The sequence below is a fragment of the uncultured Subdoligranulum sp. genome (genome assembly GCF_963931595.1).
GTDB lineage: Bacteria > Bacillota > Clostridia > Oscillospirales > Ruminococcaceae > Gemmiger.
The window spans coordinates 2,813,599-2,836,439 of the sequence record NZ_OZ007030.1 but is presented as its reverse complement, the minus strand read 5'-3'; the positions used below and the strand labels follow the sequence as shown (position 1 = coordinate 2,836,439).

Here is a 22,841-nt window from a genome sequence, read left to right as displayed (position 1 = left end):
CCACTCCTTTCAGTCAAATATTTTCTCACATGAAAGCCGGCACTGCCACAGGTAAGTGCCGGCCGGATGGTTTGCTGCCGCACAAGCGGCGAAGATTACTGAGCCACCGGAGCGGTAATGCCGGCTACGGCATCATCCACCAGCTGCTGAGTGGTCTTGCCCTGCGTGTCGCCGGAGACCAGGATCTGGCCCAGGCTGGCAGCGGGATCCCAATAGTTGGTGCCCACACGCTGCAGATCCGCATAATCACTCTGAGCGGCCAGGGCGGCGATGGCGGGAGCGGCCTGGACTGCCTCGGAAGCGTTTACATTGATGTTGGAGGGGCCCAGGTTGCGCACTTCAAAGCGCTTCTGCTGGTTGGCCTCATTGGTGATGTAGTCCGCCAGCATCATGGCTACGCCTACGTTGGCGCTGTGGGGGTTGACACCCACCAGCTTGTAGCCGGCGAAAGAACTCATCTGGACCTGCTCGCCGTTGAGGGTGTAGGTGGGCAGCTTGGCGGCGGCGTAGTTCTCGCCCCACTTTTCCTGGGCCACGTTGGCGTTCCAGGTACCGCTGACGGCAGCGCAGACCGTGCCGTTTTCAATGCCGGAAACGATGTCGGCATCGGAGGCACAGACAAAAGCGCTGTTGGAGGCCATATCCATGATGGCCTGGGCCACGTCGGCGCCGGGGGCCTCGTTCCAGTTGCAGACGGTGTTGACACCATCATCGGCCAGGGTGGCCTGCAGGCCGGCACCGGCAAAGAAGCTGTAAATGTACCAGCCGTCGTTGACGGTCATATCAAAGGTACGGCCAGCGGCGGCTGCGGCAGCCAGGATGCCGTCCACCGTCTGTGCATCCTCCGGGCTGATGACGCTGCTGTCGTAGTACAGGAAATAGCCGTTGTCGGCGGTCATGGGGTAGGCATAGAGCTTGCCGTTGAGGGAGGCTGCCTCCACAGAGCCTTCCAGATTGCGGCTCTTCACATCGTCGGCGTTGAGGGAAACTTCCTGCAGGGCGCCGGCGGCCACCAGCTCGTTGAGCTGGTCATCGGCGAAGGCAAAAACATCCGCAGCGGCGGTGGGGTCGGTCAGAATATTGTCCTTGGTATCGGACTCAGAGCAAGCACCGATATTGATGGTGATGTTGCCCTTGTCTTTATTTTCTTCAATAAAAGCATCGGCCATCTCGCGCAGCATGGTCTGCTCTTCCTCGGCGCCCCACATGGTCAGCGTCACGTCGCCCCAGCTGGCAGCCTCCTCAGAGGTAGCGCCGCTGGTGGAGGTCGTTTCAGCGGCCGATCCGCTCTGGCTTCCGCCGCAAGCGGCCAGCGACAGCGCCATGGCAGCAGCCATAGCCAGGCTCAATTGCTTTTTCATGATATCTTCTCCTTTGGTAGCAAGCACGGCGCACCGCGCTTTGATTTGTTGTTGCGCCAATATAGCGCAATTCATTGCACTATCTATTATACAGAGGGCCGGATCTTTCTGCAATACATTATTTTTACAGTGTTTTTTTATGGTTTTTGTGCAACCTGCGTGAACATTGCGCGTTTTTTCGATATAAGCGCGCAATGTTGCGCTTTGTGTTTTTTCTTTCCTTCCCCGGGGCAAAGAATTTTGCCTGTGTACGAAAAAAGCCGCCCGCCGTGGTGCGGCGGGCGGCTTGCAAAACTGCCTGGATGAATTTTAGTGAGTGGAATCCCGCAAAATGACCTGATACCCTTCCACCTGGCGAGTATTGATCTGTTTGCCGGCCAAGATGTCCAGCAGCATACGGCAGGCAGAAGCCCCCAGTCGCTCGGCATCAAACTGTACGGCCGACACGTTGGGAACCGTGCTCAGCAGCAGCTCGCTGTCGTACAGGCTGGCCACCTGCAGATCCTGCGGCACCCGGATGTGCCGGGCATGCAGCGCCTGCATCACATCAAAAGCCAGCCGGTCGTCGCCGCAGAGCAGGCAGTCGGGGTGCTGATCCAACACTGCCTCCAGTGCGTCGGAACGCTGGGCAGCGCTTTCCACCCCGTCCTGTATGAGGCGGCGATCTTCCGGGACGCCGAACTCCGGCAGTGCCCGTAAATATCCCCGCATACGGTCGATGTTGACCGTATAGGTGTTGGTTCCCACGATCAGTGCAATGCGCCGGGCCCCCAGCCTCAACAGCAGCCGGGTCATCTCGTAGGATGCCCCCACCTGATCGTTGTCTACCTGAGGAATAGACGTATCCTCACACCGGCCAATGACCACATAGGGTACGCGGTATTGCTGCAGCAGGTCCAGGCAGGGATCGTCCTCCATGGCACGGGAAAGAATCACGCCATCGGTTTTACGATTGGAGAGCTGCCGTTCCAGCTGGCTGGTGTCGGAAGCGCTGGCATAGCACAGCAGCAGATCGTAGCCCCGCTGGGCTGCCATCATGCTGATACCGCCCATACATTTGCGAAGAAACGGCAGGTCCAAATGAACAAAATGCGGCGGGATGATCATAGTCAGGTTATGGGTAGCGGTTTTCTCGCTCCAGCGGGCGCGCACGGTAGGCGCCGCACCGGTACTGGCCACATAAGCCCGCACCCGGCTGCGGGTGGCTTCACTGATGCGGCCCTTGCCGGACAACGCACGGGATACAGTTGTTTTGGATACCCCCAATGCTTTGGCAATTTCCTCAATGGAGATAGAATCTCCCTGCATTTCTGCCACAGTGATGCCTCCCCTGTCAATTTTGCGCAACTCGTTGCGCTTATCTCAGGATACCAGCTTTTTTCCCGCTCTGTCAAGTTTCCAGCCCAAAATCCGTCATAACTGCCAGCTTTGTACAGTAAAAATCAGCATTTTGACAAAAACCGCGCCCCCACGGGGACGCGGCAGGATATTGGAAATCATAGCATTCGCCGGAGTTCCCCGGCATTGGTCTGCCAGACCGCCGTACCGTAAGCGGGCAGCTCCACTCCCAGCGCTTGCACCGGCGCAGGATTACAGTTCTGCACAAACAGCAGACCCTCCCGCCGGGTGGCCAGCACACCGTCGGGTAACGGCACCGGAGCCGCCGCTTCCAGCCCGGCTTCCTCGGTCAGGGCGTTATAGAATGCCTGGTAAAAATCCGGCGTGAAGCGGCTGGCCAGGTAGTAGGCCCGGCCCTGGCCGTAGGGGTGCACGGCAGCGGCGGGCGCGTCGGCAAAGTAGTCCTCCCCGTAGAGCAGCAGCGGTGTGGCGGGCGATGCTTCATCCAGCACCGCAACTTCACACAGTACGCTGGCCTGGGTGGCAGGCAGCGGCAGCGGTGCGTTTTCCACAGGCTGGCAACGACGGGTCTCCCCATCGTACAGGCCGTCGATCTCGGCACGGCGAAGCCCCAGCAGTTCGGTCAGACCGTACGGAGTGTCCCCCAGGCGGCAGAGATCGCTTTCGTCCACCACGCCGGTCCACTGGCTGACCACCACCGTACCGCCGGCACGGGCAAAGTCACAGAGCTTTGCGGCAAAATCCTCCCGCAGCAGATAGAGCATCGGCACCACCACCAGGCCGTAGCCGGTCAGGTCGGCATCCTGGCCGATCAGGTCCACCGTGATGCCGGCGCGAGCCAAAGCGTTGTAATGACAGGCCAGTTCCTTCCAATAACCCATGCCACAGTTGCGGGGGCCGCTGGACCCCTCCATGGCCCAGAGGTTGGGCCAGTCATGGACCAGGGCCGCCTGACGGGGCCGCTGGCGGCCCGCTGCACAGGCCAGTTCCTCCAGTGCGGCGCCTACCTGGCTGGTTTCGCGGAAGATCCGGGTATCGGAACGGCCATCATGCCCCACCACCGAACCGTGGAATTTTTCCTCTGCACCACGGCTGGCACGCCACTGGAAGTAACAGACGCTGTCCGACCCATGGGCCACTGCCTGCAGGGCACTGAGCATCGCCATGCCGGGCTTCTTCTGTTTGGTCACCGGCTGCCAGTTGGTAAAGCTGGGGCTGGACTCCATCATCAGGAAAGGCTTGCCTTTCAAGGAGTAGAACAGGTCATGCATCATGGCCGTATCCAGCGCGGTCTGTTCCACCGTCTCGGTGGCCTTGTGCCAGGTGGGATAGTTGTCCCAGCTGACTACATCCAGCTCTCTGGCCAGGTCATGGTAGTCGATATCGTGGAAGCGGTACATCAGGTTGGCGGTAAACCGAGCCTTGGGGGCCAGGGCTCGCACACAATCCCGCTCAAATTTGAAAAAGTCGATATGGCGGCTGCTGACAAACCGTTTCCAGTCCAGCAGCAACCCCTGCACCGCATCCTCCCCCTGGGGCGCAGGGCTTTCGATCTGTTCCCAGTCGGTGTAGTCATGGCTCCAGAAACGTGCGTTCCATGCCTTGTTCAGCGCTCCCAGGCTGCCGTACCGGCGCTGCAGCCAACGGCGGAACTCCGCCTGGCAGAGCGGGCAGTGACAGTCGCCCCCCATCTCATTGGAGATGTGCCACAAAATCACAGCCGGGTCTTCACCAAAACGGCGGGCCAGTTGTTCGTCGATGGCTCGCACCTTTTCCCGGTAGAGGGGTGAGGTATAGCAGTAATTCTGCCGACGGCGGAACAGTTCCCGGGTGCGGTCGCTGCGCACTCTGCGAACTTCGGGGTATTTTTGTGCCATCCAGGCAGGTCGCGCCGCACTGGGGGTGGCCAGAATGGTGAAGATACCGTTGGAATACAGATTGTGGATGATATCCGCCAGCCAGTCCAGATGGTATTCCCCTTCCCGAGGTTCCAGCAGCGACCAGGAAAACACCCCCAGGGTGACCACATTCACATGTGCCTGTTTCATCATGACAACATCCTGTGCCAGAATATCCGGCCGATCCAACCACTGTTCGGGATTATAATCTCCACCATGAAGAAGCTTTTCTCTCTGCATACCTTTGCCTCCGCAAGATTGCGCAATGTTGCGCATATTCACAAATGTATTTTAGCATCAGTATAGCAGGTTCAGCGCAGATACGCAATGGGATAGCGCAAGTTTTTCGGGACATTTTGCGCATTTCATGCGTCACACGTTGCGCTCATTAATAATGAACTCGTGAAATTTTACAGCAAGACGAATATCCAAGATAAATGGCTCTTTCCCTTGCCACTGCTCTACCTCTTTCTCTGCTTCAGGACGAAATACCAGTTGCTTTCCTTGTTCCACATCACATACGGTAAATCATCTAACTGTTCATCAGAATTCCACATCTTTTAGAGGTCACGTCTCCTCCTGCTAATCCCTAGAAGTACATTATACTAATGACATCCCGCTGAGGCGCCGCATTTATGTTATAATATTCTTAATTTATGTACACGCCCCGCCATAGCCGAGGGTTGTCTTACCGCTAAAGCAAACAAAACAGCCGCAATATTGATTGCGGCTGTTTCTGGTGCACCATCGGGGACTCGAACCCAGGACCCACTGATTAAGAGTCAGTTGCTCTACCAAACGACTCGTACTAAGACTGTAGCAAAGGGAACCACTCTGTTATTCAAGCCCCAGCCCCCCCCAAAAGCACAGCATATAATATACATAACTACTGATATTTAGCTTTTCGCTCCTACTATCCATCTACTGGAAGTTCATCCTTCGGCAAAAACGGCGATATGCAAGATTTGATGATTGCTGTTATTGCAATGGCTAGCCCTATTGGCATTTCGGTCATTCCGAGATAGTCCAATGCGAACAAAAAAGTAAAAAACATCACAAACAACTCAAAAATTTCTTTTCTAACAACCTTAAACACCCATTTATACAGAAAATAAATTTGAATGAACGCAAAAATTAAAAGCACCATTGCTTCAAATAAATCATTAAGTATAAAAACCTGTAACAATCGGATTGAAGGGTCCGACGACATTGGCAATGTAATTTCTGGTTTAGACGACGGTATTGAAATACCTGGTAGATGTTGAAATATCAAAGCCAAAAATCCATTGGCAACAAATGTAAGCATAAAATTCGTCACAATTTTAAGCAAAAACAGAAATGCTTTTACCAATGGTGGCATACCAATTGATTTGTATGCTGTATGAGAATCAAAAGCAAATGACATATACGATATTGTAAGCAATGATAATATGCTATATACGATTGCGCTTTGATCTTCCGGAACAAACATACTAACAAGTGCGCGAAATGCAGGAGTATTTTTAATCTTCATAAAAAAAACATCAGAACATGTTATAAAAGACGTCACTTGTTCAATTCCATTGAATTCGCTTACTATCTCATCTCTCAAATCAATATGATTTGAAAAGATAACGAACATTCCTACAGCACATATAAAAAGTGAATATGCTACCCTTCGAAATAAATCCAGTGGACAATTTTTCTGCATAGCACTCACCCTAAAGGCTAAAAGCGTTTTCAAGGAAACATGGAACGTCCAGAAAAAATAGCTCTATGACATTTATCAATTCTGACTTTCATATTCTTTATTTGTTCACGCATTTTTTCGCACCAATCGACTGAAATGACGGCGACAGAGTCTGTTCCTGTAGGGTTCATCTTAAGACCTAAATAAAGATTATAATCATGTATCTGATCAGAGAACTTCTTTATTGCCTTATAAGTCTCCTCTTCTTTCAAAAGGATATTTTCTTGTAATAATGTTTCAACCGCTGAACAAAATGCATCCATGTTTTTACAGTAATCAAATGGCATCACGGGAAGTGGATCATCCTGCATAATCTCAATAATTTTACACTCTTGAATCAATTTATTGAAAGAATCAATTAAAATGTCGAGAGGTTTCTTTTCTTGGTCCACAGACGGTGACTGTTGTCTTTCCAAAGTATCACAAATATCATCAATCTTAGCAGATACTTGCTTCACACTATCTCCAACGTCTTTAAGATCCGCTTGTATCGCCCGCTCTCCCAGTGTGCTACCTCCTCGATTTTTTTTAACTACTACCTCTATCACAACCCCAAAAAACTGCTTGATCAAGTCCATTTCCGTCGCGGGAATACTTTTTCCTTTTTCTTTAATCGTAGCAGCACACTGTGATGGCACGCTCTCTTCTAATTCGCGCACGCCACAAGGCTCAAATCCAGAATCACAAAGCGCAGAGATAATGGTCTCGATTGGTTTACAATTTTCAAGATATTCACTAAACGCTTGAGACGTAAGTACTGTCCCATCGTTTTTGTTCATTAAAGCTGAAACTTTCCGGTCAACTTCATTTTTTAATTCGTTTAAGAGTCTTCGTTCGTTAATTGCCTCTAATTTCTCTTGTAGTTGTTTTTCAATAATACCTAAGATAACAACTCTACACGCTTCGATCATAAGTATGTCCCCGTTTTGATCCGATAAAAACCGAGTTCGATATATATTTTATTATATCATATATCCTGACCCCAAGCGATATTATTTCAAGAATTCCTCTTCATTCAAGGACATTCAGACTCGACTTCAGCACCTATAAATCAATAACACCGTTGTCGCAACTCCACCAATTTATAATTTCCGAAATTTCAAATGTTAAATGGCTCTCATTCGTTCCTTCCTGCAACCATAAATAGAAGATACTTTGATGTCATACTTGGTTTCGAGCTGCCGGATTTTTTCTTCAGTCGGCATTCCATTGGCGAGCGCCACATCCAACATTCCCACCACATTTTCCTTGCCGGCGGGCTTTCCGTCCAGGCAAAGGAGCGTCACCTGCATCTTGTCATAGTCATCATGGTCGGATTTCGCATTGTCCAGGATGTTGATTTCACCAATCGGATAAATCTTGATGAATCCATCCCACATAATAAAGCGAGGACGCTGCAAAAGCCATGCATCGCCCTCTACTTTTTCACAGGTTATCCTGTACGAACTTTCTATCGTCTTTGCTCAATTCCAGCGTATCGGCCACTTCATCAAAGCTCATGCCGCGTGCCATAAGCTTTTTGACATTCTCAGGCAGCATTGTCAGCCGACCTTCCACTCTGCCTTCTGTGCGGCCTTTCGCCATTCCTTCTTTGAGGCTCTCATCCGTCAATTCTTCCACGATACGGCACATACTGTTCACTCCCTTGTCCGTGTCTTTGTATTTTGCCACTTCATCGGCAAGAATTTCGTTGTTCATATCTTTCGGATCAGCACAGAAAAAATCATGCATGATCGACCCGATCGGGTCAGCACCCCGATATTGCCCGTTCACATAGATGATATGCGCTTTGTGCTGAACCGCCAGCTGGTTCAACGTAAGCTGGCCCAGCGCGCCCCAGATATTGACCTGGTTGCCATAATGGTCACCCGGTGTGATCTGTCCGGCCATGATGATGGAGGTATAGGCGTAGGTGTAGGTCGGGCAGCCGTTGGGCATGCCCAGGGCATCGTGGGTGCAGCAGTAGGCCTCCTGGCCGTCAAACCAAATCAGCCAGGTACCGTTGACCTGTTGCAACGATGTGATCTTGCCAGTTAGTACGTCCGGCACCGGGCGTTCCTCATAGGTGCTGATGGCCATGTCATTGCCCGGCGCTTTGTCACGACAACATCCAGCGTTTTGGTCAGCGTCACACCATCTTCCGCCGTGTAAACCAGTTCGGCGGTAAAGTTGTCCAACGCCTGCACATAGATGCCGGTCACCGCGGCGGAGGTCTCCACATAGGTGGCGTTCAGCACGCTGGCAGGGTCCCCACCGTAGTCAGTTCACCTTGGCTGTTCAGTGCCATTATGATATAATATAAACAGCTGATAATTCTAAATTATCGATCGTTTAGGGAGGATGACATGGTATGAGTGAGCCCTTTTGTGTCTTTGTCGGTTTTGCTGCAGAAGATCGGTATACTATCGCAGAGCCGATAGTATACCATCTAAAAAACTACGGAATCTCCACTTGGTATGACCGTCAAAAATTATTGCTTGGCGATAATCGTACAGAAAAGAATCTCATTGATGGAGCCGGAAGATCCACTTATGCTTGCATCATCATAAGTGAAAATACCGAAGACTCTATTTGTGCTATGGAGGAATTCGCCATTATTGGGGAGAGGTTCTTTCGTAAAGAAATAACAGTATTCCCAATACTATATGAATTGTCACCTTCGAAAATTCCAAAAGATTTGTATTGGGTAAAAGATATTATTTTCAAAGAAGCTAATAGAAGTTCTGGAACAAGGGATATTTGCAACCATATTGCGTGTAAAATAACTGGGGATGTTCTAAGTACATACACAATAAAACGAGTAGAGGATATCATTTCCGTCGGCGCAAACTTACTCTCAGCTCCAATAGCAGCACTCTTTTATAGCTATCTCCAAATCGACCAATCCAATCTCAATGGTCGGATTGCAATACTATATTCAATTTTTCTCGTAATGACCAATTCGAAAAAGTTGCCTGATAATCCCCCTATGCATATCGTGAACTGTGTGTATAATCGCTTGTTCTCTGAAGCAAAACTCAATTTGCCAATTGACTATAGAGAATTATGGCTTTTGGAAAATTGTATATGTATACTTGTAAATCAGTATTTGGAGGATGATACGGAATCCAAAATCTGAACAATAATTTCTGCGAGTTTATCAACCGGATAGTCAGAAGTAAGAAAATCAATTTTGCCTTCCAGGTAGGGGTACTCCGTTATACTCTGCTTCACCATATCCCAAATAGAACTAGAGACCATACCAGGATAGGCAATCGGAATAATAGTTTTATGTTGTTGCCGTGCGATTTCAAACTCTTCCATGACTCCACTCATATTATTCTGCCCGTTATGATCTTGATCCCCAAATACAAAAATTGCTGCCCCACATTGACCAATAATTTTTTCCCTTCCAGCTCTTTTTTTCTTTTCGGCATCACTATCATGTGCAACAAAGGGTCTAATGATCAGATGCCGCTCAATGTCTTTGATTCCTTCTTTCGCCAAATATTCAGTTGCATAGCCGATTAAATGTGTTCCAAAGCGTCTACCGATTCCATTGACGATACGATAATCTGCCGCAAGAACGGAAGACGCAACATGACGCGAAAATCCGTGAGAGTATTCTTCAATTGACTGGTTGTAAGCACTAAATGCTCCAGAAAAGAACACCTTTTTACAACGAATTCGCTCATTCAAGTCTGCTAATACAGCTGGGATTTCTTCATATTTATCAACAAGAAGAACTCTTATATGATACCGCTTTTCCAAGTCCTCAACAAAGTAATTAAAGTAAGGGTCCTTTTTGTCATTCTTCATGATGGTATAGTGGTAATTAGAGGATTCCCCTAAGTATCGTGTGATTTCACTTAGGCAGTCCAACACAAGGTGATCTGCAAAACTATATCCAATGAATAGAAATGTATTGGAAATGAGTTCACGCTTAAAAAACATCAACATCACACGATGACTATCGGCATACGCTTCAAAATCACTTTGTGTGGCTACAATACCATCCAAATTCGAAACATCGCCGTTCATCTTGAAAATATTGATTCTTTTACTTAAATCCACATTTGAAAAATCTGGATCTTTGAATACTTTATTTGTTAAGATCCCTCTCTTTTGGTAGTTCATTTCTAATGCGTTGTCAAAATTTGTGGTCCAAATATTATTGAACCCAACATTGAGCAACTCACTTAAAAGCTCGCTTTGATAGTGGTTTCGGTTTATCCGTTCATTAATTTTCTGCCGGAGGGCAGCCGAGCCAAAATTATTAACATAATACTGTGCCAATTGATAATAATTTGTTGATTCGCTTGTTGATATTTGAAGCTCCTGAGCAAGAGGAGCAAATAAAGCGGCCCAATTAGGATAGCCCACATCACATGACCCACCAGCTCCAAGAAAAAGCGAAATACGACTATCTAAAGCCTGCTTTGCAAATTGTGCAATGAATTGAGCTCTTCCAATTGGCATTTTGCATCCCCCAATTTGTTTTTATCTTTCGAAATAAGCTATCCGATGAAAGCAGCCGATAATTTAGAATTATCTGTCAATTCACCTTTGGCTAGAGGGGACGCTGATTCTCATCAGATGGAGAAACTCATCTTGCTGCGTGGGTGCTTTTCTGCCAGAAGCAGTGTTTGTTTTTGAGTGGTTACATGGGTGTAGATCTGAGTAGTAGCGATGGAACTATGTCCCAACATCGACTGAATATATCTAATATCAACCCCAGCTTCCAAAAGTGATGTGGCGAACGTATGGCGGAACATATGAGGAGTTATATGTGCTGAAATGTGCCCGACTCGTAAATATTTGGTGATGATTCGACGGACTGACTGTGTAGATAACGGGCGGCCATCTCGGTTATACAATATGGAATTCCCTTTTAAGATTTCCTTTCTGTATACGTCGCAATAAACGTGTAAAAGGGTAATCAGCTCTGGAGTCGTAAGCTGAATAATTCGTTCTTTTCTTCCCTTTCCATTAATCAAAAGGCGAGCACTGTTTTCTTTGAGATCAAAATTATCATTGGATAATGAGCATAGCTCAGAAACACGTAAACCCGTAGAGAACAGCAACTCCAGAACAACAATGTCCCTTAATGTTGTTCGATCCCCCTTATATTTGTTATAAGCACATTGCAAGAGAGTTTCGATTGTTTCCTGTGGGATGATACGAGGAAGCTGTTGGGGCGAGTGTATACAAAGCCGAAGCTTTTCGAATGGATTAAGGTCAATAATTCCAGAAGTCCATATATCATTGTAAAAGGCCCGAATGCTTGCTAACTTTCTTTTTGCTGAACGTGGAGAAAAATTTTTGTTTAGGTGAATAACATACTCACGAAGCATATCGGTGTCTGCCAGATTGCCCTGCGTAAACTCTGCAAATTGTTGTAAATCGATTCTATAAGCCTTTATGGTATGTAGTGACAGCTTCTTCTGCTGTTCTGCCGCTACTAAATAATCCGAAATTAAAAGTGCCAGTGTCTTCATCCCTAAGCCTCCCGAGTATATCATGTAGTTTCATAGTAGCCCGCACACTTCTTTATGTTGCGTACCGTTTGGTCAATTTCTGGCTACGCTCTCAGAAAAATAATATAATCTCGGGAGAATTGGTTCAATGCGTGTGTTCCTTTTAAGCTGAAAAAGGAAAGGTTTCAACAATTTAAATGGCAACAATAAATATCCCCCGGCGAAGCCGGGGGTTTTGCACAGACGGGTGAAACCCTGGATTACTAACGCACGCGTCACGTCGCGTTGGTACGGTCTGCCAGCCGCGAAGGAGTGTTACTTGCCACCCGTAAGCGGGCTGTTTAGAAGTTTCCCATCGTCAGCTGTTCGCCCGCCTGGTCTTCTTCCAATTGATGCCGAATGTATTCTGCAATCTTTTTATCATTCTTCCCTGCTGTATCCGCATAGTATCCTCTGCACCAGAACTCCATATTGCGATACTTGAATTTCAGCTCTGGGAATTTCTCGTACAGCATCAGGCTGCTTTTTCCCTTTGTTATGCAATGTAAAAAGCGAGGGCAGTGCAAATAGCTATGCACCGCCCTCTGCTGTCTTACAGGTTATCCTGTACAAACTTTCTATCGTCTTCACTCAGCTCCAGTGTGTCAGCCACTTCATCGAAGCTCATTCCTCGCGCCATAAATTTCTTGACATTTTCCAGCAAGTTTGTCAGACGCCCTTCCGCACGTCCTTCTGCGCGCCCTTCTGCACGCCCCTCTGCCCGGCTCTCATTCGTCAGTTCTTCCATAATGCGGCACATACTGTTCACTCCTTTGTCTGTGTCTTTGTATTTCGCCACTTCATCGGCAAGAATTTCGTTGTTCATGTCTTTCGGGTCGGCACAGAAGAAATCGTGCATGACCGAACCAATCGGGTCATTGCCTCTATACTGCCCATTCACATAGATGATATGCGCTTCATCTCGGAACGGCTTCGACAGTTCCTGGATCGTGCGCTCTACATGATAGAGAGGTAGCGATTTCTGGAAATAGTCGTTCTCCGTGATGAAAATCACATACGTTTCAGGCAGATTTTCCAGCTCGTCGCCCGGCTTAGTCACATTGGCGTCCAGCATCGCGCTGTTGTACCGTGCCCGCTTGGGCAGCGCGCCGGCGTCTTTGCGCTGGACTTCGATGTTGTAAATCTTGCCGGTCGCATCGTGCGCCGTGATGTCCAGCCGCACCGACCGGCCGCGCAGGTTTTTGAGCGAGTTCTGTGTCTCCACCTTGGTCACGGTCAGATCGTCGTCTTGCAAAATCGTGCGCACCAGGAACTGCGTGCAACCCACATCCTGGAACACGACGCTCATGAAGGTATCGTCGATCAGTCGGAACTGCTGAATCTGGTCATAATAGCGATACTTGCGCCGCAGTTCGGTTTGGTTCATCTGCACCACATCCTTGCACCATTGAGATCTGTTAATTACATTGTATATGGAAGTCGTGCCTGTTTCAAGGGCTAAGTTGTTAAATGTTTATGCGCCTTCAAGCATTTCCAGCTTGTCACCGTTTTCACCAGCAAGGAACTGCTGGTAACTTCCCCTCACCACAATCCTGACCCGATACCCTCTCCCCAGCTCCACCCGTTCCAGCAGCTGTGCCAGAATGGTGCGTTTGCGCGGGATGGATGCCAGGTCGAACTCGTTGGCCCAGCCGAGGAACTCATCGTAGTATTTGCGGATCTGCTGAACGGTGGTGCGGCTGGAATTGTCCTTTAATAGCGCGGTATATTCATTTTTCGCCTCCTGCACCTCGGCTTCGGCCTGCTGGATCAGGCGGGCCAGCGTAGTCTCTGAGAAGGCACTTTGCCCATCCAGACAGCGGACGATCTCTTCCTCGTATTTCTGCTGCTTGTGCTGGGCTGCCTGGATTTTCTTCTCGACGGCCTGCTTTTTGCGGTTCAGCTCGGCATCCTGCTGGCGGATGCGCTGCTCAATGCTTCGGTCATAGGGTTCCTGTTTGATCTGCTGGAACATCTGGTCGACCAAGCCCAGCACGATCGCATCCACCCTCTCGGCCAGATACAGCGCCTGCCCATCGCAGGGCCGGAGGTGCTGGCCGCGCTGGTAGCAGTTGTACTTGGCCTGCACGTTCTCCCTGATGGTGCCGTCCGCCAGCTTATATCTATCCTTATGTAAGAAGGCCGACATCTTCGCGCCACAATGAGCGCAGACAACGATGCCCGCCAGCAAACAGGGGTTATCGCTCTTTTTTGCAGCGTTTTTATTATCCGCCGCGTTTTTGCAGCGGCTGTCCATCCGCTCGTTGGCCTTGGCGAACAGATCGTCATCAATGATCTGCAGCTGCGGCATAAATTCCGACTTAGCTGCCCTCGTGATGATATAGCCCGTATATCCTTCATGCCGGATCAGGCGGCGGATATTGACCGATTGGAACTTGGCCCCCTGCCGGGTGCGCAGGCCGCGCTCATTGAGCATCCGGGCCATCGCGTAGCCGCTGGCACCCTCATTGGCGACCTTTTCAAATACTTCCCGCACCCAGGCGGCTTCTTCCGGATCAATCTCCAGATCCTTGACCGGCTGGTCACGCTTGTTGACCCGGCCCTTGTTTACGGCGCGATATCCGTAGGGCACGAAGCCGCCGGCATAGTGCCCGCTCGAGACGATCTGGCGGATGCGGTCGCGGGTGCGCATCGATGTTTTCTCGCTCTCCCCCGCCGCCTGCCAGAAGCGGATGTAGTTCATCAGCTTATCGCCGTGGCTCTCGATCCGCTGCTGGCCCTCATGAGTGCTCCACATCTCAATGCCGTGCTGGACAAACCATTCCAGTACAAACGGCGTCTCACTCTCGATGCGCCCCAGCCGGTCGAACATATAGACCAGCAGGACATCAAACTCCCTGTTGCTGGCCGCGGTTCGCAGTTCCTGGATCACATCCCGCTTGCTGGCGGACACCTTGGAGCCGGACACACCTTTTTCCGCCTTCTCCATCACCACTCGCCAGCCCTGCTGCTGGGCAAACTTGCGGCAGGCGATCTTCTGCATCGGGATGTCATCGTGATCGACCTGGCCTTTGGTTGAGACCCGGTATTCCAGCGCCGCCCTCTTGGCGTCCGCGGGCAGGCGGCATTGCAGCGCCGTAAAATAGGCATCGTCCAGCCACTGCTGGTCGGCCTGGGAGATCTCGATTTGTTCCCCGTGTTGGTTTGTATAAGTCATTGCGCATTCCTCTGTCCTCTGTGTGTTGCATGGCTTTCCCGTTATCACAACCATACTATAGAACGCTCTGAATAGCTATCACCATAACGGAGAAAGGCCGCCCGAATTTTCGGCATAAAATCGACATTTTATCCATCATAAACAGAAATAGGCCGGGAGCAGCCCTCTTTGTAAGGGTCGCTCCCGGACTGCTCATTCCTGTGCTCCTCGCGCTTTTCGCTCGGCGTAGGCGCCCATGATCAAATCTGTGACATTTTTCATCACTTCGGGATTGTCATCTTTGGCAAACACGACCGTTACGTTACAGCCATTGATGACTGTCTCCACTTCCGTTCTGCCATCCGGCAGTTCTTTCACCGTTTTCATCGTATGTATTTTCCTCAAACTGTAAGGCAGTGATAACTTATTATAATAGAACCCCATCCAATCCATGCCGGTAGAGATCATACCGAAGCTCGTACTCGGTTGTGACAACTGTTACGCCGCGCTTATGGAACATCCGCAGCAGCCAACCCAACCATTGCCGATGAACAGCCAGCCGGGACAGGCGCGGTACAACCACGACGTCCACCAGGCGTGCGCGCACCGCCCGTAGCATGGCAAATAGCCCCGGCCGCCAGATACTGTGCCGTCCGCACCGGTCCTCACTGACGCCGACGATCTCGAACCCCTGCTGCTGAGCCGCCTGGAGCGTATTCAGTTTCTGTTCCGCCAGCCGGTGACGATCCCTCGATCTGACATAAACCCAGGCGCGGGGATAGAACAACGCCCGGTCTTTTTTCTGATGCAATGTTCTCCCCTCCCTCGTTCACTCGTCCGTCTCATCGTATCCCGGCAGCACCATCCAGTGGCGACCGGCCGGCTCGATCCACTGGCCGTTCTTAGCCCCGAATGTATGGATGCCATATTGCAGAAGCGACATGAGCAGGCCGTCCAATTCCGCCTGCCCGCAGTGCAGGTGCTCTGTATCGATCACCATCAGCACATCCACCTCGCCCGCCGCCGCGGCCCGCATCAGGTCGACCATGCCGGGGCGCAGCGAGAGCGGCTGAGCCTCGCTGCCGGCCTGGGCAAACAGCTCCATCACGCAGGGCCATTGCAGCTTTCGCAGCGCCCGGTGGCAAATTAACTGCTGCTGGCGCATGGTCAGGTCAGAATCTTTGACTTCCTGGATAAAACAGATTGCTCTCATGGTGTTCCTCCATTTTGTTATCCTGTGTTAATTGTGATTGGAATTGGTCAAAAAATAATCCGGGCTTTTGTGTGCCCGAAGGAATGGTTCGATGTCCTCAATTTTGGTTGTGACCGGGATGCCCTCCGGCAGCGCATTTAGCACGACCTGGTGGTAGCGCCCGCCGGGCGCGGCCCGCGGGTCGAGGATGGCTACCACGCAGCTGTCGGCCTCGGTGCGGATAGCACGGCCAAAGCCCTGCCGCAGCTTCTGCTGCATTTCCGGTACGATCTCGGCCTGAATGTAGCTGTGCAGGTCTGGGTATTGCTGCCGCTGGGCTTCCCGTACCGGGTCCGGCACCGGGAAGGGCAGCCGCGCGATTACGAGTAGTGACACCATATCGCCGGGGAAGTCCACGCCCTCCCAGCAGGGGCCGCCGGCCAGCAGCACGGCATTGTTGCAGCGTTTGAACTGCTCCACAAACCACTGCCCGCCTCGTGGGGCCTTGAACAGCGGCACCGGCAGTTTCCCTTCCAACTGCTCATACACATGACCCATCTGGTCATACGAGGTGAACAGCACCAGCGTATGGCCGTGGGCGGCAAGGACGAGCTGTTCGATTTGGCTGGTCAGCTGCTCGTTGGTGACTACCCTGCGCCGGTGTTTGGTTGGCGGGCGCGGAAACAGAAGCAGGCCGTTCTCGGCGTAGGCAAACGGGGATGGAACTTGGAGTGTTCGCACCGGCACGCTGGCTTCCAATCCCAACTGACGTTTACTGTGTGCGAAATCCTGCCCCGCCGCCAGGGTGCCGGAGGTTAGGATGGCAGGTTTTTCCCGCCGCCAAAGGGCGCTGTACAGGCAGTGCGGTAAATCGTCGGGAACCGTATACAGTCCTGCAAACTGTGCGCCCTGCTGCCCTGCTCCACTGCTATATTGGATATAGGCAATCTGGTCAGGCTGGTGGGCAAGGAACAGATGGACGAGGTTTTCCAACCGCCGGGCGGTCTGGTCGATACCGCTGTCGCCTGTGTGGCCGCATCCCCGCAGTGCCTGTTCAAGATCTGCCATTACGTGGAGCTGCTGTGCATCCGATGCAAACGGAACGCTGTCGTTCCGCGATTCATGGCGCAATGCAAACGCTTCAGCTAACCGTTGCACACTCCTGCGGAGCCGCTGAGTCAGCTCTGTCAGGCGCTCCTTTTGCAAGCGGTCTGCAAGAGCCTGCAGATCCTGCAGCGTCAAAGCGCGTGTGTTCATCTGCTGGTTGGACTCCGGCAGGCGGTGCGCCTCATCAATGATCAGCGCACTGTAATCCTGGAGCAGCGGCTTCCAGCCGTTTTGGCGGTGGGATGCGTCTGCCAGCAGGTAATTGTGGTTGCACACCTGGAACCGGATGGCAGGGTCTTTCGCCACCTGAAGGTAGTTCTGGTACCGGCAGTGGTTTTTCCCAATGCAATCCCTGGTACAGCGTTGCGGCACGCAGATCCTGCGCCGGTCATAGCGCGACAGCCCCGCGATCTGGTCCAGGTCCAGGCAGGTATTGGCCTCCTGTAAGGTGGCCAGCCGCCGCGCAAACCGTTCACCCCTCAGGGCGATCTGTTGTTGGCGGCTGCGGAGACGCAGGTCGCAGGCGTACCGCTCTTTTCCTTTTCGCAGCACGGCAAGGATCGGCTTGTGGATAAAACCGTACTGCAAAAGAGCGGATGACAGGAACGGGATGTATTCTTTCAAGATTGCATCCTGCAATGCCACGCTGGCAGTGGAGAGGACAATGGACTTTCGCATGGCAAGCGGCTTTTGATTCTGCCACAGGATGGCGGCTGCCAGATAGGCATAGGTCTTTCCCAGGCCGACGCCGGCATCGCAGAGGGCCGTTTCCCTGCCAAACAGTGCATCCAGCATGGCGTGGCAGAGCTGGATTTGCCCTTCCCGTACCGCCATACCCTGAGAAGGCAGCACAGTTCGGAAAAGCTGTTCTGCTTGCTGGTGCGCCATTTCGTACCCGGTCATCTCTATCCCGTCCAAAGAATCACCCCGCTTTGTTTCGGTTGATGGCAAAATGATGCGGCGCAGCTGCTTGCTGCGCTGCGCCGCACGGGTTCGACATCAACACATGGGGTTGTTGAGGTCGTAATAAAGAAAGAAAGGAAGAAAAGAAGTAACAACGTGTATGCCAAATTTGCTGCTCGCGCCCCTGGCATCCGGCAGTACCGGATGATTCACCGCGCCGATATGGCGAGCGAGAGATGCTGACGGCTAAGAGAAAAGCGCAAATCATACTGTATGTATGATTGAGCATTTTCTCAACGCCGTCGGCGCCTCGCAGCCGCCAGAGCGGTATGGTGAATCGTTTGGTGCTGCCAAAGGGAACACGGCAGGCGGGCTGCTGGCGGACAGCCGCTCACTGGTCAAAGGCGAAGGTCTAAGGATTGCAACCTGGGCCCGGCCACCCCGTCTGACGTGCGGGGCAACAGGCGTATCATTGTGGGCCAGCCCCAGGTCATGGCAAAACAGCCTGCCGAAAGTTCTTACACTTCGGACTGCTTGGAGGACAGATATAGTTCGCTCGGTGACATTCCATGCATTATGCCGTAATTCAGCATAGTTGGTTATGCACTGAATGACACATTATGGCGTATCTTCCTGTGTTGCTCACTGGGGCAGGTTCGTACCTGCCGTGCTGGGTATGCAGTTGTCAAGGTAACGCAGCGTATTCATGCACCGCGTAGGGCCAGAGCGTCCATGATGTCCTTCATGGTTTCGGTATCTTGTTCTGAAAGCCCTTTTGACAGTCGTTCCAGAAGCTGGTAATGTTTTTGCGAAAGGATGATACGTCTGCCTTCATAAAGGACACCGCCACCATGCCTGCCGCGCACACACCGAATACGGTGATTCATCGACAAGTGTTCAACATCTCGGAAAATCGTTCGTGTCGAAACGCCGAACATTATTGCCAAATTTTCCATCGTCTCCTGGCCTGTCAAACTGAGCTGATGCAGAATTTCCTTGCGGCGTTCTTCTGCATCCACATACGATACCTTCTTTCTTTGGCCTTGAAATCATCATAGAGGTTAAATACGACAAAACTTGTCTTATTTAGATAAATTTTCCAGATTTTTTTAATGCCCAATCGCTCTGGAGTTATATCGTTTTGAGTATACGTCGGTCACATCGGGAAATAAATACAAAAAGTATATCAGCGCATTGAATTCTAGTATAAATTTGAGTATAATTGTTCTCAAGTGACCTGTTCAGTGGTTTTATGGGGAGGACACAACATAATGCAGGGACCATTTACTCTGAGCAAAAGTAACCGCCACAACACCATCTCCGAAGATGAATTGCAGCGGTTCAAAACAAATTACATTTTTATGTGGACAGCTTTAGGTACATCTCCACACCTGGCAGACAGCGAAAGGGACAGCTACGATGTCAATTCACGGATTCGAGGACATGAATTTCTGCCCAGTCGTGCAACCCTCTTTGCCTGTTCACGGGATGGCTATGTTCCCAGTCGCAATACAGTCTTTAAGATCGTTGATTTCTTCAACGCGAACTTCACTCCAGCAATCACCCCATGGACCTTTTTACATGAAGACCTTTCCGAAAGTACAATGTATAAACGTCGAGGGACATCCATCCATGACGAAGATTACATCGGCGTGTACAATTGCTACTATCCGGCTTCGCGCGAGGCAAATGGCATCTTCGGCGCTATACTCAAAATTTATTTGGCAGGCACTGTATTAAAGGCGTTCCTGATAACTAGCATACGTACTGATGAGGCTTTCAAAGATCCTTCCCTTCGAAAATTTTTCAATAATCCCACACCAAGCCCCACTGATTTTAAGATTTTCCAAGGTGCGTACACAAAAAGCAGTCCGTTCGTCAGGAAGGGACGCCGCTATTACTATTTCGAAGGCAACGTAGAGGTCACAGACTGCTCTATACTGATTGTTTTTCGCAGCGACGAAGGAAACGATTCCCGGAAACTGATTTTCACAATGAATACAAAACGTCTTCCCAGTGAACGAATCGATCCATATCATGGCGGACTAGCTTTTGTGATGACGACCTCGGATACTCCTTTTGGTACAAGGTTCTATCCAATGGGTGTGATCAATTCTCTGTATGGCTTTTATTCCCTTCAGGACGAACATATTTCCGAAGCACTTCACTTGTGCCCCAGTGAGCGCGACATCCACCTAACCGACAAGGCAGATGATGTCTGGAATGACTTGGCGTTGGCCCAGCGGAGATGAGAATCTTGGCGATAACAAATGTGGAAGCGCCCCTTGCTGGCAATTACTGCAAGAGGCGCTTCCATGGCTATACTCTATTTGCTAATGTTTGAAGTCAATACTGGCATTTCCCTCCGGGTCAATGTTCAATCTCAGCGAACGGATATACCGATCATAAAATTGCCGTTTCTCAGCGTCCGTCATAGTGATCCGCGTTGCCTGCAGGGCCTCCGCAAACATATCGTTTACGTTTAGGTGTATCGCATGGTCCAAATACTGATACATCTCTTTGAACAGCGCGCTCATCCTGATCTCATCAGAATTTCCCGAAAAGAAATCGTCAATGTAACAATAGAAAATTCCAGACTCTGACAGCGCGTGCTTCATGGCTTAACTGCACTTTTCCCGCTCCACCATGACTAGGAATCTCGCTTCCGGCAAGGAAGAGATAAGCCCCCAATAATCCGAATCGCTGGACACGATGATAAAGGAGTCCACGTGGTTTTGGTAGTGCTCCTGACAGGCCCGCGCTGTCAGCATGATGTCAACCAACGATTTGTTTTGTTTGACCCGCTCGATCAGGATATGTTCGACCGGGATATTCGTAAAGCTCTCCAAGATCCGCCAAGCCGATGCTGTATGGACATCGTCAAACAAAATGATCTTAGCGATTTTGGCAATGTTTTTGTGGTCCAGTCCTTTCAGAGTAGCACACAACTTATACGGGTCGGAGTTTTCGCAATCGACCACGATCACGGTGTGTTCGCTGGCGCTGAGATATTCGTGAATGCTCCCCTTCACATACCCGCTCACATCCGATACGCGGTTGTATTCTGTAAAAGTGTCCCCATGCCATTGGTAAAGCAGCGTGGCGAACTTCTTGTCATTATACAAGATGTTGCCCGCGTCACAGGGTATCCAGTTCATGTACATCTGATAGGGGTAATCCTGCAAATATCGCATGAAGGATGCCACCGCATTGAGGGCTCCAGTCTCCGTCAAACCGTCCGGCATGACAAAAAGGTCCTGCACATACTTCCAATTCAGCCAAATCGGGAAAAGCGGCTTGCAGTTATTGATCCTGTCGCAGATGACGCGGTTGAGCTCGATGACATGATGATAGAGCTTGGTGCTCGACTTCTTAATAAAGTGGATCCCTTCCTCCTCCAGCTTTTGTATACAGTCCGTCGGCACAAACTCCGCCATGGAGATAATAGATTTATACTCGGCGTGCATCTTCTTGTTGATGGTCCGGTAATTGCGCAAAATGCCGGAACGCACAATGGACAGGTTCCTGATGATCTGTGCGCTCTTTTGCTGCTGCATCGCATCATAAACACTGATCTGGGGCGGCTCATGCTCATTCTCAAAAATCCGCTTCGGTACACCGAGAAGATAGGCTATTTTTGAGACCAGTTCGTAGGTACTGTCCTGGTAGATTTTCTTTTCATTGGAACTTGATGTCAATGTAATGTTCATATACGTGTCCCCAAATCCGTTCTACTTTCTGTCATTTATTATAGCAGATAGAACACCGCCTGTCGCCCCCGGTCGAGAATTCATTGTCCATTGTGGATTTTATCTTTCTGATATGGTACAAGTTTGTCAAAACCAGCTATTGAGGGAGTACGAATTATGGCCGATGAGCTTTGGCACGAAGAAAAGCAGGAGATGTTCCGCCAGCTTGCGGAGCAAACGAGGCAAGGCAAGGTCCACTGGGGCTGTACATACTACAATCCCATCAGCCTGCTGAACGAGGACGTGATTGAGGAGGAACCTGCCTGCGTCTCCCACATCTTTGAGGCACAAACGTTAATCAACGGCATCCCATATCACCTTACGCTATTCGAGAGCATTGACATTCCTTCCGGCTTGGGCGATATTTCCATCGACCTGACACGCGACCTGCAAGCGCGTTACCTGATGACCGGGGATGCTTTGTCCCGACGAGTAAACGTCTATGAATACTGCCAGCCGGAGGAGCTCCTGGAACGCTTTGCCGATGACCCAGTCACTCTGCTTGCCAACGCAGTTGTGCCCCAGCTTGCCGCTTCGGACAAGGTGAAAGACGCTTTCAGCTGGGCAGCCTTTTACTTTGAGAAAGGTATCTCGCAAAAAACGCTTCGCCATCCAGTAACACGGCTTGCGCGCAAGCTGTTCCGTGAGCAGCGCGTCATGGATTTTCATCGGATCATCCTAGATTGCGACTATCGTGTGCAACTGCTGGAAGAGATGAAGGAACGAGGTGTATAAACCTCATTTGGATTTTGTTGTAGATACAGCCCCACCGAAGGCCGGGAAAGTTACGCACCTCCCGGCCTTCAGTTTTGTTCTTCTTTCTGCTTGCGCGATCCAATAATTTTACTCGTATCTACTTTTTATATATAAGGCTTCTTGGCTCTCCCCGCG

20 protein-coding genes and 2 pseudogenes are annotated in these 22,841 nt (G+C 50.6%); 3 read left to right on the top strand and 19 right to left on the bottom strand.

From position 1 onward, the window contains the following. Positions 1 to 95 precede the first annotated feature (95 nt). From ABGT73_RS13525 to ABGT73_RS13490, 8 genes are all read right to left on the bottom strand, one after another. Positions 96 to 1,361, bottom strand: coding sequence for an extracellular solute-binding protein (locus ABGT73_RS13525; RefSeq protein ID WP_346670175.1), 1,266 nt, complete (start codon positions 1,359 to 1,361; stop codon positions 96 to 98). Between the two features lie 309 nt (positions 1,362 to 1,670). Beyond that, entirely contained in the window at positions 1,671 to 2,669 is a 999-nt protein-coding gene (locus tag ABGT73_RS13520) for a LacI family DNA-binding transcriptional regulator (protein ID WP_346670345.1), read from the bottom strand. A gap of 188 nt (positions 2,670 to 2,857) precedes the next feature. Then, positions 2,858 to 4,858, bottom strand: coding sequence for a beta-galactosidase (locus ABGT73_RS13515; protein WP_007048072.1), 2,001 nt, complete (start codon positions 4,856 to 4,858; stop codon positions 2,858 to 2,860). Positions 4,859 to 5,531: 673 nt separating this feature from the next. Further along, on the bottom strand, positions 5,532 to 6,308 hold the full coding sequence (locus ABGT73_RS13510) for a hypothetical protein (protein WP_346670174.1): 777 nt from the start codon (positions 6,306 to 6,308) through the stop codon (positions 5,532 to 5,534). Between the two features lie 29 nt (positions 6,309 to 6,337). Further along, positions 6,338 to 7,258: a hypothetical protein gene (locus ABGT73_RS13505; protein ID WP_346670173.1), complete on the bottom strand. Its 921-nt coding sequence runs from the start codon at positions 7,256 to 7,258 to the stop codon at positions 6,338 to 6,340. 195 nt (positions 7,259 to 7,453) lie between these two features. After that, entirely contained in the window at positions 7,454 to 7,747 is a 294-nt protein-coding gene (locus ABGT73_RS13500; RefSeq protein WP_346670172.1) for a hypothetical protein, read from the bottom strand. 25 nt (positions 7,748 to 7,772) lie between these two features. Next, positions 7,773 to 8,426, bottom strand: coding sequence for a hypothetical protein (locus tag ABGT73_RS13495; RefSeq protein WP_346670171.1), 654 nt, complete (start codon positions 8,424 to 8,426; stop codon positions 7,773 to 7,775). Beyond that, complete coding sequence (locus ABGT73_RS13490) at positions 8,381 to 8,584, bottom strand: hypothetical protein (RefSeq protein ID WP_346670170.1); 204 nt, start codon at positions 8,582 to 8,584, stop codon at positions 8,381 to 8,383. Before ABGT73_RS13490 ends, ABGT73_RS13495 begins: the two co-directional genes overlap by 46 nt. Before the next feature lie 113 nt (positions 8,585 to 8,697). On the opposite strand from ABGT73_RS13490, the gene ABGT73_RS13485 reads away from it, so the two are divergent. Then, on the top strand, positions 8,698 to 9,465 hold the full coding sequence (locus ABGT73_RS13485) for a toll/interleukin-1 receptor domain-containing protein (RefSeq protein ID WP_346670169.1): 768 nt from the start codon (positions 8,698 to 8,700) through the stop codon (positions 9,463 to 9,465). On the opposite strand, the gene ABGT73_RS13480 is transcribed toward ABGT73_RS13485, so the two are convergent. The 10 genes and pseudogenes from ABGT73_RS13480 to ABGT73_RS13435 form a co-directional block, all read right to left on the bottom strand. Further along, positions 9,429 to 10,805, bottom strand: coding sequence for an SIR2 family protein (locus ABGT73_RS13480; protein WP_346670168.1), 1,377 nt, complete (start codon positions 10,803 to 10,805; stop codon positions 9,429 to 9,431). The two genes, ABGT73_RS13485 and ABGT73_RS13480, sit on opposite strands and share 37 nt — an antisense overlap. 113 nt (positions 10,806 to 10,918) lie before the next feature. Further along, positions 10,919 to 11,824: a tyrosine-type recombinase/integrase gene (locus tag ABGT73_RS13475; RefSeq protein ID WP_346670167.1), complete on the bottom strand. Its 906-nt coding sequence runs from the start codon at positions 11,822 to 11,824 to the stop codon at positions 10,919 to 10,921. Positions 11,825 to 12,144: 320 nt separating this feature from the next. Further along, positions 12,145 to 12,336: pseudogene (locus tag ABGT73_RS13470) on the bottom strand (transposase); the annotation flags it as partial. A 59-nt stretch (positions 12,337 to 12,395) separates the two neighbouring features. Next, positions 12,396 to 13,229 (bottom strand): Rpn family recombination-promoting nuclease/putative transposase, encoded by an 834-nt coding sequence (locus ABGT73_RS13465; protein ID WP_346670166.1) that lies wholly within the window; start codon positions 13,227 to 13,229, stop codon positions 12,396 to 12,398. Between the two features lie 87 nt (positions 13,230 to 13,316). Beyond that, complete coding sequence (locus ABGT73_RS13460) at positions 13,317 to 15,020, bottom strand: recombinase family protein (RefSeq protein WP_346670165.1); 1,704 nt, start codon at positions 15,018 to 15,020, stop codon at positions 13,317 to 13,319. Positions 15,021 to 15,212: 192 nt separating this feature from the next. Next, positions 15,213 to 15,386 (bottom strand): hypothetical protein, encoded by a 174-nt coding sequence (locus ABGT73_RS13455; protein WP_346670164.1) that lies wholly within the window; start codon positions 15,384 to 15,386, stop codon positions 15,213 to 15,215. A 40-nt stretch (positions 15,387 to 15,426) separates the two neighbouring features. Continuing rightward, entirely contained in the window at positions 15,427 to 15,810 is a 384-nt protein-coding gene (locus ABGT73_RS13450) for a recombinase family protein (protein WP_346670163.1), read from the bottom strand. Between the two features lie 18 nt (positions 15,811 to 15,828). Next, entirely contained in the window at positions 15,829 to 16,212 is a 384-nt protein-coding gene (locus tag ABGT73_RS13445; RefSeq protein WP_346670162.1) for a hypothetical protein, read from the bottom strand. A 27-nt stretch (positions 16,213 to 16,239) separates the two neighbouring features. Then, the gene (locus ABGT73_RS13440; RefSeq protein WP_346670161.1) at positions 16,240 to 18,201 is read right to left on the bottom strand and encodes an ATP-dependent DNA helicase; all 1,962 of its coding nucleotides are present in this window, start codon (positions 18,199 to 18,201) and stop codon (positions 16,240 to 16,242) included. Between the two features lie 704 nt (positions 18,202 to 18,905). Continuing rightward, positions 18,906 to 19,220, bottom strand: coding sequence for an HTH domain-containing protein (locus tag ABGT73_RS13435; RefSeq protein WP_346670160.1), 315 nt, complete (start codon positions 19,218 to 19,220; stop codon positions 18,906 to 18,908). 252 nt (positions 19,221 to 19,472) lie between these two features. On the opposite strand from ABGT73_RS13435, the gene ABGT73_RS13430 reads away from it, so the two are divergent. After that, positions 19,473 to 20,453 (top strand): hypothetical protein, encoded by a 981-nt coding sequence (locus ABGT73_RS13430; protein ID WP_346670159.1) that lies wholly within the window; start codon positions 19,473 to 19,475, stop codon positions 20,451 to 20,453. Positions 20,454 to 20,534: 81 nt separating this feature from the next. On the opposite strand, the pseudogene ABGT73_RS13425 reads toward ABGT73_RS13430, so the two are convergent. Then, positions 20,535 to 21,911, bottom strand: a pseudogene (locus tag ABGT73_RS13425) (NYN domain-containing protein). 156 nt (positions 21,912 to 22,067) lie between these two features. On the opposite strand from ABGT73_RS13425, the gene ABGT73_RS13420 reads away from it, so the two are divergent. Beyond that, positions 22,068 to 22,685 (top strand): hypothetical protein, encoded by a 618-nt coding sequence (locus ABGT73_RS13420; protein WP_346670158.1) that lies wholly within the window; start codon positions 22,068 to 22,070, stop codon positions 22,683 to 22,685. Positions 22,686 to 22,841: the final 156 nt, after the last annotated feature.

Bases quoted from the DNA above. Each gene is read 5' to 3' on its own strand.
- ABGT73_RS13420 (WP_346670158.1), top strand. From the start codon at position 22,068: ATGGCCGATGAGCTTTGGCACGAAGAAAAGCAGGAGATGTTCCGCCAG.
- ABGT73_RS13460 (WP_346670165.1), bottom strand. From the start codon at position 15,020: ATGACTTATACAAACCAACACGGGGAACAAATCGAGATCTCCCAGGCC.
- ABGT73_RS13485 (WP_346670169.1), top strand. From the start codon at position 8,698: ATGAGTGAGCCCTTTTGTGTCTTTGTCGGTTTTGCTGCAGAAGATCGG.
- ABGT73_RS13510 (WP_346670174.1), bottom strand. From the start codon at position 6,308: ATGCAGAAAAATTGTCCACTGGATTTATTTCGAAGGGTAGCATATTCA.
- ABGT73_RS13515 (WP_007048072.1), bottom strand. From the start codon at position 4,858: ATGCAGAGAGAAAAGCTTCTTCATGGTGGAGATTATAATCCCGAACAG.
- ABGT73_RS13480 (WP_346670168.1), bottom strand. From the start codon at position 10,805: ATGCCAATTGGAAGAGCTCAATTCATTGCACAATTTGCAAAGCAGGCT.
- ABGT73_RS13495 (WP_346670171.1), bottom strand. From the start codon at position 8,426: ATGGCCATCAGCACCTATGAGGAACGCCCGGTGCCGGACGTACTAACT.
- ABGT73_RS13525 (WP_346670175.1), bottom strand. From the start codon at position 1,361: ATGAAAAAGCAATTGAGCCTGGCTATGGCTGCTGCCATGGCGCTGTCG.
- ABGT73_RS13440 (WP_346670161.1), bottom strand. From the start codon at position 18,201: ATGACCGGGTACGAAATGGCGCACCAGCAAGCAGAACAGCTTTTCCGA.
- ABGT73_RS13520 (WP_346670345.1), bottom strand. From the start codon at position 2,669: ATGCAGGGAGATTCTATCTCCATTGAGGAAATTGCCAAAGCATTGGGG.
- ABGT73_RS13455 (WP_346670164.1), bottom strand. From the start codon at position 15,386: ATGAAAACGGTGAAAGAACTGCCGGATGGCAGAACGGAAGTGGAGACA.
- ABGT73_RS13465 (WP_346670166.1), bottom strand. From the start codon at position 13,229: ATGAACCAAACCGAACTGCGGCGCAAGTATCGCTATTATGACCAGATT.
- ABGT73_RS13430 (WP_346670159.1), top strand. From the start codon at position 19,473: ATGCAGGGACCATTTACTCTGAGCAAAAGTAACCGCCACAACACCATC.
- ABGT73_RS13505 (WP_346670173.1), bottom strand. From the start codon at position 7,258: ATGATCGAAGCGTGTAGAGTTGTTATCTTAGGTATTATTGAAAAACAA.
- ABGT73_RS13475 (WP_346670167.1), bottom strand. From the start codon at position 11,824: ATGAAGACACTGGCACTTTTAATTTCGGATTATTTAGTAGCGGCAGAA.
- ABGT73_RS13445 (WP_346670162.1), bottom strand. From the start codon at position 16,212: ATGAGAGCAATCTGTTTTATCCAGGAAGTCAAAGATTCTGACCTGACC.